The sequence below is a fragment of the Mesorhizobium sp. IMUNJ 23232 genome, from assembly GCF_044326205.1.
GTDB lineage: Bacteria > Pseudomonadota > Alphaproteobacteria > Rhizobiales > Rhizobiaceae > Kumtagia.
Window position 1 is genome coordinate 109029 of sequence record NZ_JBIRCY010000002.1, and the last position, 17201, is coordinate 126229.

Annotated in this window: 14 protein-coding genes; 9 read left to right on the top strand and 5 right to left on the bottom strand. The window is 64.6% G+C overall.

What is annotated here, in order from left to right; all coding sequences use genetic code 11:
- Entirely contained in the window at positions 1-993 is a 993-nt protein-coding gene (locus ACH196_RS02415; RefSeq protein ID WP_396644617.1) for an ABC transporter permease, read from the bottom strand.
- A gap of 85 nt (positions 994-1078) precedes the next feature.
- Entirely contained in the window at positions 1079-2635 is a 1557-nt protein-coding gene (locus ACH196_RS02420; RefSeq protein ID WP_396644619.1) for an ABC transporter substrate-binding protein, read from the bottom strand.
- Between the two features lie 234 nt (positions 2636-2869).
- Between ACH196_RS02420 and ACH196_RS02425 the strand changes: the two genes are divergently transcribed.
- On the top strand, positions 2870-4879 hold the full coding sequence (locus ACH196_RS02425; protein WP_396644621.1) for a CocE/NonD family hydrolase: 2010 nt from the start codon (positions 2870-2872) through the stop codon (positions 4877-4879).
- A gap of 9 nt (positions 4880-4888) precedes the next feature.
- On the opposite strand, the gene ACH196_RS02430 is transcribed toward ACH196_RS02425, so the two are convergent.
- Positions 4889-7288 (bottom strand): transketolase, encoded by a 2400-nt coding sequence (locus tag ACH196_RS02430; protein WP_396644622.1) that lies wholly within the window; start codon positions 7286-7288, stop codon positions 4889-4891.
- 121 nt (positions 7289-7409) lie between these two features.
- Here ACH196_RS02430 and ACH196_RS02435 point away from each other — a divergent pair, with 121 nt between their 5' ends.
- Entirely contained in the window at positions 7410-7871 is a 462-nt protein-coding gene (locus tag ACH196_RS02435) for an Lrp/AsnC family transcriptional regulator (RefSeq protein WP_396644623.1), read from the top strand.
- Between the two features lie 2 nt (positions 7872-7873).
- Here the strand turns inward: ACH196_RS02435 and ACH196_RS02440 are convergent, their stop codons facing one another.
- Positions 7874-8896 (bottom strand): LacI family DNA-binding transcriptional regulator, encoded by a 1023-nt coding sequence (locus ACH196_RS02440; protein WP_396644625.1) that lies wholly within the window; start codon positions 8894-8896, stop codon positions 7874-7876.
- Positions 8893-9696 (bottom strand): SDR family NAD(P)-dependent oxidoreductase, encoded by an 804-nt coding sequence (locus ACH196_RS02445; protein WP_396644627.1) that lies wholly within the window; start codon positions 9694-9696, stop codon positions 8893-8895. The genes ACH196_RS02440 and ACH196_RS02445 overlap by 4 nt, the downstream gene beginning before the upstream one ends.
- Before the next feature lie 265 nt (positions 9697-9961).
- Here ACH196_RS02445 and ACH196_RS02450 point away from each other — a divergent pair, with 265 nt between their 5' ends.
- From ACH196_RS02450 to ACH196_RS02480, 7 genes are all read left to right on the top strand, one after another.
- Positions 9962-11389: an extracellular solute-binding protein gene (locus tag ACH196_RS02450; protein WP_396644629.1), complete on the top strand. Its 1428-nt coding sequence runs from the start codon at positions 9962-9964 to the stop codon at positions 11387-11389.
- 28 nt (positions 11390-11417) lie between these two features.
- Positions 11418-12338 (top strand): carbohydrate ABC transporter permease, encoded by a 921-nt coding sequence (locus ACH196_RS02455; protein ID WP_396644631.1) that lies wholly within the window; start codon positions 11418-11420, stop codon positions 12336-12338.
- On the top strand, positions 12335-13162 hold the full coding sequence (locus ACH196_RS02460; RefSeq protein WP_396644632.1) for a carbohydrate ABC transporter permease: 828 nt from the start codon (positions 12335-12337) through the stop codon (positions 13160-13162). Before ACH196_RS02455 ends, ACH196_RS02460 begins: the two co-directional genes overlap by 4 nt.
- A complete protein-coding gene (locus ACH196_RS02465) occupies positions 13159-14052 on the top strand; it encodes an SMP-30/gluconolactonase/LRE family protein (RefSeq protein WP_396644634.1) in 894 nt (297 codons plus the stop codon). The genes ACH196_RS02460 and ACH196_RS02465 overlap by 4 nt, the downstream gene beginning before the upstream one ends.
- 225 nt (positions 14053-14277) lie before the next feature.
- Positions 14278-15102: an SDR family NAD(P)-dependent oxidoreductase gene (locus ACH196_RS02470; RefSeq protein ID WP_396644636.1), complete on the top strand. Its 825-nt coding sequence runs from the start codon at positions 14278-14280 to the stop codon at positions 15100-15102.
- Positions 15103-15810: 708 nt separating this feature from the next.
- Positions 15811-16758, top strand: a complete 948-nt coding sequence (locus ACH196_RS02475) for a hypothetical protein (RefSeq protein ID WP_396644638.1) — start codon at positions 15811-15813, stop codon at positions 16756-16758.
- A complete protein-coding gene (locus tag ACH196_RS02480; protein WP_396644640.1) occupies positions 16755-17078 on the top strand; it encodes a hypothetical protein in 324 nt (107 codons plus the stop codon). Before ACH196_RS02475 ends, ACH196_RS02480 begins: the two co-directional genes overlap by 4 nt.
- The last annotated feature ends 123 nt before the right edge of the window (positions 17079-17201 follow it).

Consider the following 17201-nt stretch of genomic DNA (forward strand, 5'->3'; position numbering starts at 1 on the left):
TCAGGCTCCGCCGCCGGCCTTGCCGAGACTGTCGCGCACGCGCGGATCGAGCCAGGCATAGGACAGGTCGACAAGAAGGTTGACCACGACGAAGACGGTAACGACCACCAGGATGCCGCCCTGCACGATCGGATAATTGCGGTTGCGGATCGCATCGAAGATCAGCGAGCCCAGCCCCGGCCGGTTGAAGATGATTTCCACGAACAGCGCGCCGCCCATCAGTTCGCCGATGCCGACGCCAAGAATGGCGACGGTCGGGATGCAGGCGAGCTTCAGCGCGTATTTCATGACGACGCGGCGTTCCGGCTGGCCGTAGGCGCGCGCCGTGCGAATGTAGGGCTCGCCCAGTACTTCCAGCAGCGAGGTTCGCACCAGCCGGGCGATGTAGCCGATCCAGCCAACGGCGAGCGCCACCGTTGGCAGCACGAGGTGGTGAAGCTGGTCGAGCGGATTGCCGGCGTCTCCTGCCCCCAGCACCGGAAACCAGCCGAGCCGCACCGCGAAGAAATAGAGCAGCAGGATTGCCACGACATAGCTCGGCGTGGCGACCAGCCCGACGCTGACCACCGCAAGCCCCTGGTCGAGCAGGCTGCCCTGCCGGACGGCAGCATAGCAACCGATCGGGATGCCGATCAGCACCGCCAGCCCGATCGCCGACACGGCGAGCAGCATCGTGTTGGGAAGCGCCGCGAAAACCATCGCGGCGACCGGCCGGCCATTGATCACGTCGGCGCCGAGATCGCCGCGCAGCGCATTGAAGAAAAACAGCGCGACACGTTCGTACAGAGGCAGGTTCAGCCCCATCTGCTCGCGCAGCAGCGCCGCCGCTTCCGGCGTGGCGCGCGGGCCGAGCAGGATCGTCGCCGGGTCGCCCTTGACGATGAGCGTCAGGCAGCAGAGCAGTGTCATCGAGCCGATGAGCACGAGGACAGCTGTCGCCAGCCGGAACGCGCCGTAGCGGAACAGGCTGCCTTCGTTCCAGAAAAGGTTCATGAGGATCGGCCCTGGCATCCCGCTAACGGCAAGCGCCCGGCACGAGAGCCGGGCGCCTCGATGTCCTCGTTTCGGTTCAGACAGGTCAAGCCTGCTTGAACGAAGCGTATTGCCATTGGTTGCCATTCGGCAGGATGCCGGGCGACAGCGTGTCCTTGAAGCCGAAGGTGTAGGCGTTGTGGGTGATCCACCAGAAGGCGGCAGAGTCGTCCATCAGCTTCTGGGCGGCGATGTAGATTTCCTCGCGCTTCTTCACGTCGGTCTCGATGCCGCCCTGTTTGTGCAGGTCGTCGAATTCCTTGCTGCCCCAGCGCTGCCAGTTCCACTTGCCGATCTGGTCGGAGGTGAACCACTGCGTCTGGAAACCCGGATCGAATTTGCCGCGATATTCGACCAGCACAAGGTCGAGATCCTTCGAGGCGTCGTTCTCGCCATAGGCCCAATAGGCGCCCTCGTCGATGGCGTCGATCTGCACGTCGATGCCGATCTCGGCGAGGTTGGCCTGCACGACCGCCGCCGTCGCCTGCGCGACCGCCTTGTTGAGCACGGTGAGCCGCGTCGAGAAGCCGCCACCCTGCCCTGCTTCCTCGAGCAGCTTCTTGGCGCCCTCGATGTCGCGCTCGCGCTTCGGCGCATCCGCCCAATAGCCGAGGATGCCCGGGGCCTCCAGTGCGTAGGCGGGCTCGACCGAGCCGTTATAGGCGGCGGCAATGATTGCCGGAACGTCCAGCGCCAGCCGCACCGCCTGCCGCACGCGCACGTCGTCGAACGGTTTTTTCTCGATGTTCGGGCCGATCCAAATGTAGTCGATGGCCGACAATTTCTCGACCTTGAGGCCAGCCGTCGCCGCGACATCCTTTGCCACCGCCGGATCGAGCCGGGTAAAATCGATCTCGCCCGCCTGCAGCGCCAGCTGCGCCGTCTTGTCCTCGGCGATCGGCTTGCCGACGATTTCCGAAAAAGCTGGCTTGTCGCCGAGATAGTCGGGATTGGCGACGAGCGTGAAATGGTCGCGCGGCACCCATTCCTTGAGGATGTAGGGGCCGGTGCCGATCGGCGTGGTCGTGAACTTGTCGCCGAGTTCAGTGAACGCCTTCTTCGAGATGATCACGCCCGAGCCGTCGGCCAGCGCGATCAGCCAGACGGCAGGCGACGGGTTCTTGAGATGGATTTTTCCGGTCAGCTTGCCGGTGACCTCGACCGACTCCAATGCCGCCCAATCGTCGGCGTAATCCACCTTCTTGCCGTCCGGACCGGGCGTGATGAAACGCTCGAACGAGAATTTCACGTCCTCGGCAGTGAGTTCGCCATAATTGCCGCTGAACTTCAGCCCTTCCTTCAGCGTGAATTCGATCGTCTTGTCGTCGACCTGCTTGATCTCGGTCGCCGCATCGTTCTCCCATTCGGTCGAACCCGGCTTGAATTTCACCAGCCCCTGCCCGACCGCGAGGATGACATTGACGTCGGTCGCGCCGGTGCGGTTTGCCGGATCGAGGTTCTTCAAATCCTCGTCGATGCGCACGACGATGCGGCCTTCGGCGGCGTGCACGACATTCGACCACGGCTGGCCGAGCACGGTGACGCCCGCGGCAGCCGCGGCGGTCCCCGCTAGAAAACCTCTCCGCGTAACTTCGTAGCCCATGGTCGTTCCTTTCAAAATCCGGTTGCCGGCGACGTGCGATGAGAAAATTCGTCCCGGCTTTCAAACTGAAGGCAACTCATTTCGCACACAAGAAAGCCCACTCCGCAAGCCCGATACGTCTAGACAATTCATTCCGTTTTGGCGTTGGTTCGTGGAACGCGGCCGCCGACCCGGGCCGTATCCTTTGGCAAGGGGGCGTGACGGCTTCGTCGTAGCACCCCGGGAAAGATATTCATGACTATCCGGACCATCACCGAATTCCCGAGGCGCGTCCGCACCGTCGACACCGAGTGGATCACGCTCTCGGATGGCACGCGGCTGGCCGCCACCATCTGGCTGCCGGACGATGCCGAAAGCGATCGGGTGCCGGCGATCCTCGAATTCCTGCCCTACCGCCGCCGCGACAGCACCGTGCTGCGAGACCGCCAGACGCATGCCTATTTCGCCGGACACGGCTATGCCGGCGTCCGTGTCGACATGCGCGGTTCCGGCGATTCCGACGGCATTTTGCATGACGAATATCTGCCGCAGGAACAGGCCGACGCGGTGGAAGTGATCGCCTGGCTGGCCGCTCAGCCCTGGTGCAGCGGCACAGTCGGCATGATGGGCATCTCATGGGGCGGCTTCAATTCCTTGCAGGTGGCGAGCCACCGCCCGCCGGCGCTGAAGGCGATCATCACCGCCTGCTCCACCGACGACCGCTATGCCGATGACTGCCATTTCATGGGCGGCTGCCTGCTCAACAATTCCATCGCCTGGGCCTCGACCATGTTCGCCTATGGCGCGCAGCCCCCGGACCCGCAGGTGGTCGGCGAGCGCTGGCGCGACATGTGGCTGGAGCGGCTCGACAACAACCCGCTGATGGCGGCCACCTGGATCGAACACCAGACCTATGACGACTACTGGAAGCAGGGTTCGGTCCGCGAGGATTTTTCCGCGATCACCGCCGCCGTCTACGCGGTCGGCGGCTGGGCCGACGGCTATTCCAACGCCATCCCGCGCATGCTGGCCGGCCTGCCGGGAGCGAAGAAGGGCCTGATCGGACCGTGGGCGCACGCCTGGCCGAATGCCGCGCAGCCCGGCCCGCAGATCGGATTTTTGCAGGAAGCGTTGCGCTGGTGGGATTATTGGCTGAAGGGCATCGACACCGGCATTATGGACGAGCCAATGCTGCGCGCCTGGATGCAGGAATGCGTGCGCCCGGCAACGACCTATGCGGAGCGGCCGGGCCGATGGATCGCCGAGACGACCTGGCCGCCAGCCGATCGGCCTGCAAAGGTGCTTCATCTGTCCGGCCGCGACCTTGCGGACAACCCTGCCGAGAACCAGCAAATCCTGGTCGCTTCGAGCATCTCCACGGGCGTCACCTTCGGCGAGTGGTGTCCTTACGGCCTCGCGGGCGAACTCCCGGCCGACCAGCGGCCGGACGACGGGCGTTCGGTCTGTTTCGACACGGCTCCCCTGCAAGAGCGCCTCGAGATCTTCGGCGCGCCGATCCTGTCGCTCGACATCGCCTCCGACAAACCGGCGGCGATGATCGCCGCGCGGCTGGAAGATGTCGCGCCGGACGGATCGTCGACGCTGGTGACCTACGGCCTGCTCAACCTGACCCACCGCGACGGCCACGAAAACCCCGAACCGCTGGAGCCGGGCAAGCGCTACCGGGTGAAAATCGTCCTGAATGACATCGCGCAGGCGTTTCCCGCCGGCCACCGCATCCGGCTGGCGTTGGCGACCGCGCATTGGCCGATCGCCTGGCCGTCTGCCGATCTCGCCACGCTGACGCTTTCGGCGGGATCGCTCAGCTTGCCGGTACGGGCGCCCTCGCCGCTGGATGACCGGCTGAAACCATTTGCCGAGCCGGAACAGGCGGAGGCCGAACCCTATTCGGTTACGAAGCTGGCCGGGCGCAATCGCACCATCACCGAGGACCCGATGACCGGCGAGACGGTGGTGACCGTGCATCGCGAGCGCGCGTCTTATACGCTGCCGAAAATCGACCTGTCCTTCGCGGCGGATTCCGAGGAGCATTATCGCGTTCGAGAAGGCGACCCGTCGGCGACGACCGCCGAAACCCGCGCAACCTGGCGGCTGAACCGCGACGGCTGGGACATCAGGACGGAGACCTCGACGCGCGTGTACTGCACCCCGACAACCTTCGAGGTGAAGGCCTCCATGCAGGCCTTCGAAAATGGCGAACTGGTGAAACGCCGCGATTGGGACCGCAGCATTCCGCGATTGTAGTTGCCTCGCTCACACCGCCCGCAAATGCCGGATCGGCCGGCCGGGCGCGACTGCTTGCGCCGCTGTGACGATGCCGCGCGCATCGATGCCGAAATGCCGGTAGAGGTCGCCAATCGTGCCGGTCTGCCCAAAATGCTCGACGCCAAGCGAGCGCGTGCGGTGTCCCATGACAGAGCCCAGCCACGCGAGCGTCGCCGGGTGCCCATCCAGCACCGTCACCAGCGCACAATGCGGCGGCACACCGAGCAACAGCCGTTCGATGTGGCTCAGCGCCTGGGAAGCCCCCTGCTCCCGCGCCCGCGACGCCGCCGTCCAGCCAGCATTCAGCCGGTCGGCGGAGGTGACAGCCAGCAGGCCGACATCGCGGCGGTCCTCGGCCATCAGCCCGACCGCTTCGATCGCCTCCGGCGCGACGGCCCCGGTATAGGCGACCACGATCTGCGCGTTCGGACCCGGCCGGCGCATCCAGTAAGCGCCGTCGATCATGTCCTGGGCGAGGTCCCGCGTGATCGCCCGCTTCGGCTGCTCGATGGAGCGGGTGGACAGGCGCAGATAAACGGAACCGCCGGTGAGATCGCGCAGCCAACTGCGGGCGTCCGGCTCGGCATCGCCCGAACGCTGCATGTAATCGAACGCCCAGCGCAGGATCGTCGCGAGTTCATCCACATAGGCCGGCTCGAAACTGGCCAACCCATCCTGCGCCATGCCGGTCAGCGGGGTAGCGATCGACTGGTGCGCGCCGCCCTCCGGCGCCAAGGTGACGCCCGAAGGCGTCGCGGCGAGGATGAACCGGGCGTCCTGGTAACAGGCATAGTTCAGCGCATCGAGACCGCGCTCGATGAACGGGTCATAGAGCGTACCGACCGGCAGCAGCCGCTCGCCGAAGATCGAATGCGACAGGCCGAGCGCCGACAGCATGATGAACAGGTTCATCTCCGCGATGCCGAGTTCCATGTGCTGGCCTTTTGGCGAGAAGGTCCAATTGTAGGTGGAGGGAATACGCTCCGCCTTGAACACGTCAGCCAGTTCGTCGCGCGCGAACAGACCGCGCCGGTTGATCCACGCGCCGAGATTGGTGGAGACGGTCACGTCAGGGGAAGTGGTGACGACGCGGTCTGCGAGCGGCGCATCGCTCTTGCCGATCTCGTGCATGAGCAGGCCAAACCCCTGCTGCGTCGACATCGCGGGCTGCTGCGAGAAGGCCAGCGTCTCCGGCACGGGAACCGCTGGCGCGGAATAGCGTCGCCGGCCGGCCTGCACGAACGGCACCGCCGACAAGAAACGCTTGAGGTCGGCTTCGGAGATGTCGAGCCCCTCGAACGGCTCCCACTCGCGCCCGTCACCCACGCTCATCCCCTTGCGCAGCGTCTCGACCTGCGTCGGCGTCATCAGCCCAGCATGATTGTCCTTGTGGCCCGCCAGCGGCAAGCCAAAACCCTTGATGGTGTAGGCGATAAAGCAGGTCGGGCGGTCATGTTTGCGGGCCTGCTCGAAGGCGTCGAGGATCGACGGCAGGTCGTGGCCACCAAGATTGCCCATCAGCCGCGCCAATTCGTCATCGCTGCGGCTGTCGATCAGCCTCGACACCGGCCCTTGGTCGCCGAGATCGTCGCTGAGCCGCTTGCGCCAAGCAGCCCCGCCTTGGAACGTCAGCGCCGAATAGAGCTGGTTCGGGCACGCATCGATCCATTCGCGCAATTTCTCGCCGCCCGGCTCGGAAAACGCCTGCTGCTGGATTTCGCCATGCTTGAGGATAACGACATCCCAGCCGAAATTGCGGAAAATCGCCTCGAAGCGAGCCCACAGGCCCTCGCGCACCACGGCGTCGAGGCTTTGTCTGTTATAGTCGACCACCCACCAGGTGTTTCGCACCCCGTGCTTCCAGCCTTCCAGCAGCGCCTCGAAAATATTGCCCTCGTCCATCTCGGCGTCGCCGATCAGCGCCACCATCTTGCCCTCCGGCCGCTCGAGCCCCCAGCCTTTCGCGCGCACATAGTCCTGCGCCAAGGCCGAAAACAGCGTCTGCGCCACGCCGAGCCCGACCGAACCGGTGGAGAAATCCACGTCGTCGACGTCCTTCGTCCGCGACGGATAGGATTGCGCGCCCTTGTAGCCGCGAAAGTTCCTGAGCTTTTCCAGGCTCTGGTTGCCGAGCAGGTACTGAATCGCATGGAAGATCGGGCTGGCGTGCGGCTTCACCGCGACACGGTCCTCCGGGCGCAGCGCCGAAAAATAGAGCGCCGTCATGATCGTGGCGAGCGACGCCGACGAGGCCTGATGCCCGCCGACCTTCAGCCCGTCGTCGCTGTCGCGAAGATGGTTGGCGTTGTGGATCATCCAGGTCGCCAGCCACAGCACCTTGCGCTCCAGGGCCGAAAGCGTGGCGAGATCATGCTTGTTCATTGGCATCCCCTCCGACGCAGCGATGATAGCAAGCAGCGGCGATACTTTGCGGCTAATCTTCGCTTCACGAATAGTCAGAATTGGTGAATCCAGCTAATCCTGTTCGGCAGAAGCGGGGAAATCACCAATGCGCGAACTGGACGAGATCGACCGGAAAATCATCGCCGCGATCCAGGTTGACGGAAAGATCACGGCGCAAGAGCTTGCCGATCGTGTCGGGCTGTCTGCGTCCCCTTGCGCCCGGCGCGTGCGGCTGATGGAGCAGGATGGCATCATCAAGGGATACACCGCCGTCATCGACCAGAAAAAGGCGGGCCTGCCGATCAGCGCCTTCGCCTCGATCAAGCTGGAGCGGCAGCGCGAAGAAGACCTCGACCGCTTCTCGCAGGCCGTCACGCGCTGGCCGGAAGTGCTTGACTGCTACCTGATGACCGGCCAGCGCGATTATCTCTTGCGCATCGTCGTGCGCGACCTCGACGCCTACGAGGAATTCTTGAAGGACAAACTGACCCGGCTCGATAACGTCGCGTCGATCGAAAGCAGCTTTGCGTTGAAGCAGGTCAAGCGCTCGGAAATCCTGCCTCTATAAGGCTATTTGCGAGCCTTCGGCGGCGGCGCTACCGAGGCGCGCGAAATCAGCGTCGGCGCGACGTCGACCACAACGTCCTTCGGCTCGCGGCCCTCTATCATGGCATGCAGTTCCTCGACGGCCAGCGTTCCCATCTCGTCGAGCGGCATGGCGATGGCCGTCAGCGGCGGCGCGGAATAATTTGCGTCCTCGAAGTCCAGCGTCACCATGGAAAGGTCTTCCGGCACCCGCACGCCGAGGCTGCGGGCGGCGGCCAGCGCGCTGATGCCGACCAGAAGGTTTGATGCGAAGATCCCCGTGGGACGCGGTTTTGCGGCCAGCAGTTTCAGGCAGGCGTCGAAGCCGCCGCGCCGCGAATAGGGTTCGACCGCGTCCACCACGTCAGGCAGTCCGGCCTTCCTGGCCTCCCCGAAAAAGCCGGCACGGCGGCGGCGCGCCGTGTCCATCTCGTCGGAATCGCCGATGAAGCCGAGCCGCTTGTGTCCGGCCTCGATCAGCGTGCGCGCCGCAAGCCGCGCCGCCGCCTCGTCATCCACCGTGACGCTGCGCCCGATGCTGGCGCGGCGGTTGACGAAGACATGCGGCACCGGCTGGGCGTCGATCGCCGCGATCAGGTCGCGTTTGGCGGCCACCGCGATGATGAAGCCGTCGATGCGCCGCTCCGCCACCAGCTTGCCGTAGATCGACGCCGAGGCGGCGTCGTCCTGCGCCTCGGCGACCAGCGTGACGTAGCCCAGTTCCTCGGCCCGCCGCACGGCCCCGCGGATCGTCGCGGCGTAGATCGGGTTGGTGAGGTCGGGCAGCAGCACGCCGATGGCGCCGGTGCGCCGCGTCCGCAGATTCCGCGCCAGCGCATGTGGCCGGTAGTTCAGCCGCGCCGCCTCGTCGAGGATGGCCTTGCGCGTCTCCGGGCGCACGCTGATGCCGCCGCCATTGACGACCTTCGACGCCGTCGAGATGTCGACGCCGATGGCCGTGGCGATGTCCTTCAGCGTGGCGGGCCGGGGACGCGGCGGTTCTGTCAAGCACGCGCCTCCTGATAGCGGGCAAGCAATTGCGCATCTGGATTGTATCGATAGCAGCGCGAGGTCAAGCCGCCATCGACCGCCAGCGACTGTCCGGTAACGAATGACGCCTCGTCGGAAAGCAGCCAGGCGACGGCCGCGGCCACCTCCTCCGGTTCTCCGATGCGCTCCAGCGGATGCTGGATCGACATTTCGCGCTCGGCAATTATGGGGTCCGGGCTCTCGCGGATCACCTGGCTGACCAGCGGCGTTCGGATCGCGCCCGGCGCCACCGCATTGGCGCGGATGCCGACCGGCCCGTATTCGACGGCGATATAACGGGTCAGCGCGTCGATGCCGGCCTTGGCGCAATCATAGGCCGCCCACATGTTGAAGGCGGAGCGGCCGTGAACCGACGAGACGTTGACGATGGCACCCACCCTGCGCTGCCGCACCCAGGTTGAAATCGCCTCCGACGATCCCCAGAAATGCGACATCAGATTGACCTTCATCAGCCGCTCGACCTCGGGCTCCCTGGGCTCGTGCAGGTTGCCCATCAGGGCGATGCCGACATTGTTCACCCAGCCGCAGAGCGGCGCGAAGGCTTCCGCCCTCTCCCGCACGGCGGCAAGAACGGCACGCTCCGAGGCATCTCCGATGATCACGTCATGACCGTCGCCAAGATCGGCGCGGGTCTTTCCGCCCGTCTCCGGGTTCAGTTCCAATCCGACCACGCTCCATCCATCGGCCGCGAGCCGCAGCGCGATGGCCCTGCCGATGCCCGTTCCGCAGCCTGTTACGACGACGCTTTTCCCGCTCATGACACTGTCTCCTCCCAATCCGATTCCGGCGTTTCGCGCCCGTTCTGTCGCGCGCTCCCGCGCCTAGAAAAGACCCGATCCAAGATTTAGGCAATGGTTTGACTAGCTCGCCGGCCCGGAAATCGTCTGCCGGGCGCATTTTTTCAGAATTTTGGATGGAATCGATAACACGACATCACTCAAACGATTGACTAGCGCGAAGCAGCGTAGTTAGCTTGGTGCAAGCCGACGTTTCGAGCTTGGCGTTTCACCTCGGGAGGAAAATATGGACGACAGCACCAAGACAGGCGTTTTGAACGCGCTCGCGCATGCCTCGATCGACCGCCGCCGCCTGCTGCAGAGCGCGGGCATACTCGGGATTTCCGCAACCCTGGCCGGGCGGTTCGGGACGGGCGCAGCGTTCGCAGCCGATTTCGACATGAAGAAGTATGCCGGCCAGAAGGTCAGCATCCTGATGACCGGCGACGAGAACGACCATCGCGCGCTGGCCGACATGCTGCCGCAATTTACCGAGGAAACCGGCATGGAGATGGAGATCACCTCGCCGGCGCTCGGCGCGCTGATCGAGAAGACGCTGCAGAACCTCAAGGCCGACCGCTCGTCCTTCGACCTGATCGAATATCTCGGCTTCCTGACCACCCAGCAGGTCGGCGGCGGCATGTACGAGCAGCTCAATTCCTACATCGACGATCCGGCAAAGACGCCGCCGGACTGGGATTTTGCCGATTTCATTCCGGGGGCAATGAAGAATGTCGGCATATTCGACATGGCGGCCGGCGCCGTCGGTGAAGGCAAGGACGTGTACGGCATTCCCGGCCTGCATTCCGGTTCGGTGATCTATTTCTATCGTAAGGATCTGTTCGAGGCGGCCGGCCTGCAGCCGGCGAAGACCTGGGACGAATTCAAGGCGGCCGCGCAAAAACTCCATACCGACGACGTCGCCGGCTGCTCCTTCATCGGCGCCAACGATTTCTCGCTGGCCGCGGTCGACTGGTACACGCGCTTCATCACCACCGGCGGCAAGCTGATGACCGGCTCGCCGAAGGACAAGAATTTCATGCCGCAGGTGAACTCGCCGGAAGGCGTCGGCGCCTTGCAGATGCTGATCGACCTTCTGCCCTACGCGCCGAAGAACGTCACCAAATACGGCTTTGCCGAAAACGTCGACGGCTTCTCGACCGGCAAGATCGCCCAGATGATCTTCTGGGCGACCATCGCCGGTCCGGTGCTCAACGCCGAGAATTCGATGGTCGCGGACAAGACCGGCACGACCCCGGTGCCCTCCGGCGACGGCAAGTCGCCCAAGGCGATCCAGGGCGGCTGGGGCGTCGGCATTCCGAAGAACCTCGATCCGGCGCGCAAGGACATGGCGTGGCTGGCGTTGACCTGGATCACCAACAAGGCAGTCAACCGCTACTCGATCGAAAAGTACAATATCGACGCCAACCGCACCTCGGCCTTCAAGGATCCGGAACTCGTGGCAAAGTTCCCGTATCTCAAGGACGCGCTGACGGCGATCGAGACGGCCGATACGATTCCGACCAGTCGCATCCCGGAATTCTTCCAGTTGAACGACATGATGAATGTCGAGTTCAACGCGGCCCTCATCGGCACGCAGGACGCCAAGACCGCCTGCGAAAAGGTGCAGAAGCAGTGGGAAGACGCATTGCGCAAGGCGGGGCACCTCGCCTGAGCGGGAAAAGTTCGGCGGGGGCCGAAGCATGAGCGCCGTAAGTGCCGCTCAGCAACCGGTCGCGGTCATCGAAGGCCGCGACCGGCCGGCGCTGACCGCTTGGCTGCTGCTCGGGCCCTGCGTCCTTTACCTCATCGCCTTTTCGATCTATCCGCTGTTTTATTCCCTGAGGCTGTCCTTCACCGACCTGACGGCCGCCACCGGCACCGGCAATTTTGTCGGGCTTGCCAACTATAACACGCTGCTCGCCGACCCGCTGTTCTGGAACGCCGCCATGAACAGCGCGATCATGGTGACGGCCGCCGTCGCCCTGCAGGTGGTGCTCGGCGTGGCGCTGGCCCTGTTCTTCGACCTCGACCTCAAGGGCGCCTGGATCGTGCGCGGCATCCTGCTGCTGCCGATGCTGATCACGCCGATCGTCGTCGGCGTCATGTGGCGCGCGCTGCTCAACCCGGACTGGGGCATGGTCGACTGGACGATCTCGGCCATCGGGATCACGCCGCCCGACTGGCTGGGCTCCGTCGGCATGGCGATGGTGACGCTCATCCTCGTCGACACCTGGCAATGGACGCCGTTCGTCTTCATCATCGTCTTCGCCCGCCTGCAGGGACTGCCGCGCGAGATTTTCGAGGCGGCGGAGGTCGACGGCGCGGGGCCGATCGTCAAATTCCGCCGCGTCGTCCTGCCGATGCTGATGCCGGCGATCGTCTTCGCCGCCGTGTTCCGGGCGGTCGATGCCTTCCGCTCCTTCGACCTGATCTACGGCCTGTCCTATGGCGGGCCGGCGCGCGGCACCACGACGCTCGCCTTCTTCTCCTTCCAGAACGGGTTCCAGTTCCAGAACTACGGCTACGCCGCCGCCGTCGCCTATTCGATGCTTATCATCATCGCGGTCGGCACGACCATCCTGCTGCGCTACGTGCAGCTCCGGCCGGGGCAGGCGCGATGAAACCCGGTCGCCTCATCGCCTATGTCGGCCTGGTCGCGCTCGGCATCATCGGCGCAGCCCCATTTCTCTACCTCGCGATCCTTTCCACCAAGAAAAGGATAGAAATCGTCGCGCAGGTGCCGCCGACCCTAAACTTCAGTTGGGCGCAGATCACCAAGAACTATTCCGAGGTTCTGTTCAGCCAGGGCATGTTGTCCTTCACGCTGAACTCCGTCATCGTCGTCGGCCTGTCGACGCTGATCGCGCTGGTCATCGGCACGCCCGCCGCCTACGCCTTCTCGCGGCTCAAATTCGCAGGCAGCGACCGCATGGCCAGCACCATCCTGTCGATGCGTTTCATGCCGCCCATCGCGGTCGCCATCCCGCTGTTCCTGACCGTCAAGGCGATCGGCCTGACGAACAGCTATCCAGGGCTGATCCTGCCCTACGTCTCCTTCTCGCTGCCTCTCGTGGTCTGGATCCTCATCGGCTTCTTCGACGAAGTGCCGCAGGAGATCGACGAAGCGGCGATGATCGACGGCGCCACCCGCATCCAGGCGCTGTGGCGCGTCATCCTGCCCATCGTTCGGCCGGGCATGGTGACGGCCGCATTGTTCGGCGCGCTGTTCACCTGGAACGAGTTTCTGGTCGCCCTCTACATCATCGACTCCCGCGCCTTGCAAACCATCTCGCTCGGCGCGGCCACGCTGGTCAGCGCACAGCGACCGATCGACTGGAACATCGCGGCCACGGTTGGCGTCGTCACCGTCGTTCCGATCCTCATCTTCTCGCTTTTCATCCAGCGCTACATCGTGCGCGGCCTGACCGCAGGAGCCGTCAAATGACCACATATGGCGAACCCGAACTCATGGCCACCGGCCTCGGCTGGCCGGAGGGACCGACGCTGCAGAAGGACGGCAGCGTCGTCTTCGTCGAGAGCTACCGCAGCCAGCTTTCGGTGTTCCGCGACGGCAAGGTCAGCCGCCTCGCCTACACCGCCGGCGCGCCGAATTCCTGCGTCGTCGGCGCCAGGGGCGAACTCTATGTCTGCCAGAATGGCGGCACGGTCGGGCCGTGGCGCGCTGCGGAGATGAGCGTGCCGTCGATCCAGCGCGTCGAGCCGGGCGGCAAGGCCGTCATCCTCGTCACCGAGGTCGAAGGCATCAAGCTGAACGGCCCGAACGACCTCGTCTTCGGCGCAGACGGCCACCTCTATTTCACCGATCCCGGCACCTACAATCCGGCCAATCCCGACCCCAGCTACATCTTCGCCATCGCGCCGGACGGCACGCCGCGTGTCGTCGTGGCGTTCGAAAAACCGGTATTCCCGAACGGGCTCGCCGTCGAGGCGGACGGCTCCGTCATCTGGGACGAATCGTACACCGGCCACGTCCGCCGCCGCCGCCCGAGTGGCAAGATAGAAGACCTCGGAAAGATGCCGGGCGCTAATCCGATCCTCGACGGCATGAAGATCGGCGCGGACGGACGGCTCTACGTCACCGACCTCGTCGGCAAGGGCATCCACGTCGTCCAGCCCAATGGCAAGGTCGACGCCTTCATCGATGTCGGCGGCGCGCCGACCAACTGCATCTTTTCCGGCGAGACACTGTGGGTCACGGACGCCACCGTGCTGGCGGCGAGCACCGAAGCGAACCTGCAAGGTCAGTTGTGGAAGCTGACGGTCCCCGGCGGCGGCGCACCGACCGCGGCGGGCAGTATTGCGGGGGGCAAATGAGCCGGCGAATGATCGACCGATGGCGCCGCCCCTCATCCGCCCTTCGGGCACCTTCTCCCCGTGAACGGGGAGAAGGTGGCTTGCGGCAACGCGGCGCTCCTTCTGCAACGTTAGCGATTGGCGATACCGGGCGCGACAGCGTCCTTCTCCCCGTATACGGGGAGAAGTGCCCGGCAGGGCGATGAGGGGCGGCGTAAGGATCAAAAATTTGAGGAAAGCCAGGACATGACCCCGCGCGAACCCTTCCCCGGCCTATCTCACAAAGGCAAGATCGCATTTGTCACCGGCGGCGGCTCCGGCATCGGCCTGGAGACCGCCCTCACGCTCACCGACCTCGGCGCCGACGTCGCCATCCTAGACTGGACGCCCGGCGCCGCCGATCAGGCCGCCGAGAAAATCCGCAGGATCGGCCGGAGTGCGCTGGCCTTCACCGGCGACACCGGCGACGAGGCGACCGTGATCGAGGCCTTCGCCGCCACGAAGGACGCGCTTGGGCCAGTCGACGTCGCAGTCGCCTGCGCCGGCGTGCTCGGCGCGGGCGGCCCCGTCTTCGAGACCCCGCTCGCCGATTTCGAAGAGGTCATGGGCGTCAATGTGCGCGGTTCCTTCCTGGTCGTGCGCGAGGCCGCAAAGCATATGCGGCCGAAAAAGTCGGGCGCCATCGTGCTGCTCTCCAGCCTTGACGGCCTGCAGGCCGAGCACGGCATGTTCTCCTACTGCGTCTCGAAAGGCGCGCTGCTCAATATGGCCCGCGCCGCCGCGCTCGATCTGGCGCGCGACCGTGTCACCGTGAACTGCGTCTGCCCGAGCGTCACAAAAACACCGCTGCTCGACGGCCGGCTGGCGACGATCCCCAACGGCGCGGAAATCCTGCAATCCTATGCCGACCGCCACCCGCTCGGCCGTGTGCTGTCGCCGCGCGACATCGCGGCCGCAATCGCCTTCATCACGTCGCCCGTGGCGACCGGCATCACCGGCGCGGCGCTGCCCGTCGACGCCGGCATCGGCGCCACCTGGGACGATTTCAAGACACCGGCCTGGGTGGAGTAGCGCGGTTCGGGGATACCATCCAAACCACGATCCAGGTTGTGGAGCGCTGGAGCGCTGCCGAGTTGGCCATCAGGTCGGGCCGGCTTCGCCAACGATGGCCGAGGCTGTTCAATGTCATCCGGTGGGCAGGATGCGGGCAAGCCAAAGCATCAGGAAAAAGTTGCCGGTCTTTCAAGCCTCCTTGGTCATGCTTGTTACGCAATAATCCACGCGGGTTCCGATCAACTCTCTGTTTCCGCTTGGTTTTGCAAGCATGACATGCTTTTCGAACGGCCTCGCGCCTAGGCCGAAGGCGGCTGTCGTCTCTCGAAAACTCAAGCCTTTTCAATGTGTTGTGTTGGTGGCGGTGGCAGCCTCGCCTATTCCGTCTTCGTCAAGGATACTGTCCTGTGCGCCAAAACGTCCACGCCGCACTCTGTCCAGCACCCCTTGTATCTGCACAAGATCGGATTTGTGCAGATACAAGGGGTGCGGGACGGAGTGCGACGTGAGCATCCTGGAAAGCGAAAGGGTCACCGGCCTTCGTAAAAACGGGGATGGAAAAAGCCCGTTCATTTCAAATTTTTTTTCCTTTCGAAACCTCGCTCCAGTCTTTTCAATGCCTTGGCCGACCACCCGCCGCCACGCGGCAAGAGTTTTTCAGGATTTCATCCCCGCCCTCCCGATCGGTGCGATAATCCGTCAGCCTGTGCTGGAAAGGAGGCGGCGGTGGAGTTTGGAGATGCGAGTGCAACGATCGAGCGATACCGGGAGGCGCTGAAACACATCCTCTTGATGCTCGTCGGCATGGCCGAGATGGGCTTTGGCAGGCCGTTGTCGCTGGTGCTCGGGGAAGCCGCTGTTGCCCCAAGGCCGGGGCGAGCGGGTAGGACGGGGCGGAAAAAACCGGCCGCGGCGCTTTGCTTGCCGCGCCACCTCTACCGCGCCATTCTTTTGCTGCTGCGCCCAGCCGAATCCGCCGCGCGACGGCTGATCATCGCGGCGGCGCAAGGCATCGTGGTGACGCTGCCGCCGTTCCTTCCGCGAAAGCTCAAACCAAAAATTTCCGACACGGTAGCCTCCATGCGCCGCCTCGGCCTCGCCGTCAATCTGTCGCAGGAGGATTTTGCCCGCTATCAAGCCGAGCGGAAGGCCGCCGAACGGCGCGCCGCCAGGCCACGTGCAGTAAACCTTTCGCTGCTCGATCAGCTCAAGAATCCGTTCCGCATCCGCCGCAAATATGTGCCGGCGCATGCCGTACCGCGCATCCGGTCACTCGACGACGATGCGCCACGCATCCCCCTGCCGCCGCCGCCGTCGCGCGACGATCCGATGAATGCCGCGAAGCTGACGCTCCGGTTGGACGCGCTGGGTCAGGCACTTGACGACTTGCCGGGGCAGGCGCAGCGTTTCGCCCGCTGGAAGGCGCGCAACGACGCCGCCCTTCAACGCGACAGGGCGGCCCGCGACGGGGCGGCAGCAGGCGGCAAGCAGGGCCCGGTCCGGTTCCGGCGTTTTTCACCACTCCGGCGCGGGCGGCCACCGGGCGGACGGCTGCCGCGCTTTGATCCTGACGCGCCGCGCCGCAAGAACATCCGCGAGGTCGACGAGATTCTCGCGCATGCCAATGCGATGGCCTACTACGCGCTGGAGCCGCCGAGGCGGGATACGTCATGACGCGTGCCGGCCGGGCCGATCTCGAAAAGCGAAACTTCCAAAACCTTCAATGGCCAGACGGGATAAAATCCGGGCGTGGCGGCGATCCGTGCTGCCGGAAAGGGCCGTTGCCGCATCTGGAGGGAGCCGGCCAGACCGGCTTGGGAAGCATGCCTTGCCGCCGCGCCCCGGCGGCATACAGGAATCCTCATTCACCAACCACCGCCAATGATTGCCAATCGACTGAAACGGTTCCGCCAGCAGTCAATTTTTTCCATACCATCAATCTGCCGCCGCCGCCCGCGCTGCTGGTCAGGTCCATCCCGGGACGCAAAATTTGACGGCATTGGCATGGCTTATATCGCATCGCAGCGGCTGTAGCCACCTCCGGCCACCGGCAGCGCTCCACAACGAACGCCCTTGACCGTCAGGGCGCGTCATGATTATCGTTGGAAACGTTTCAA

Coding starts and splice junctions, on each gene's coding strand:
- ACH196_RS02415 (WP_396644617.1), bottom strand. CDS start 993: ATGAACCTTTTCTGGAACGAAGGCAGCCTGTTCCGCTACGGCGCGTTC.
- ACH196_RS02420 (WP_396644619.1), bottom strand. CDS start 2,635: ATGGGCTACGAAGTTACGCGGAGAGGTTTTCTAGCGGGGACCGCCGCG.
- ACH196_RS02425 (WP_396644621.1), top strand. CDS start 2,870: ATGACTATCCGGACCATCACCGAATTCCCGAGGCGCGTCCGCACCGTC.
- ACH196_RS02430 (WP_396644622.1), bottom strand. CDS start 7,288: ATGCCAATGAACAAGCATGATCTCGCCACGCTTTCGGCCCTGGAGCGC.
- ACH196_RS02435 (WP_396644623.1), top strand. CDS start 7,410: ATGCGCGAACTGGACGAGATCGACCGGAAAATCATCGCCGCGATCCAG.
- ACH196_RS02445 (WP_396644627.1), bottom strand. CDS start 9,696: ATGAGCGGGAAAAGCGTCGTCGTAACAGGCTGCGGAACGGGCATCGGC.
- ACH196_RS02450 (WP_396644629.1), top strand. CDS start 9,962: ATGGACGACAGCACCAAGACAGGCGTTTTGAACGCGCTCGCGCATGCC.
- ACH196_RS02455 (WP_396644631.1), top strand. CDS start 11,418: ATGAGCGCCGTAAGTGCCGCTCAGCAACCGGTCGCGGTCATCGAAGGC.
- ACH196_RS02460 (WP_396644632.1), top strand. CDS start 12,335: ATGAAACCCGGTCGCCTCATCGCCTATGTCGGCCTGGTCGCGCTCGGC.
- ACH196_RS02465 (WP_396644634.1), top strand. CDS start 13,159: ATGACCACATATGGCGAACCCGAACTCATGGCCACCGGCCTCGGCTGG.
- ACH196_RS02470 (WP_396644636.1), top strand. CDS start 14,278: ATGACCCCGCGCGAACCCTTCCCCGGCCTATCTCACAAAGGCAAGATC.
- ACH196_RS02480 (WP_396644640.1), top strand. CDS start 16,755: ATGACGCGTGCCGGCCGGGCCGATCTCGAAAAGCGAAACTTCCAAAAC.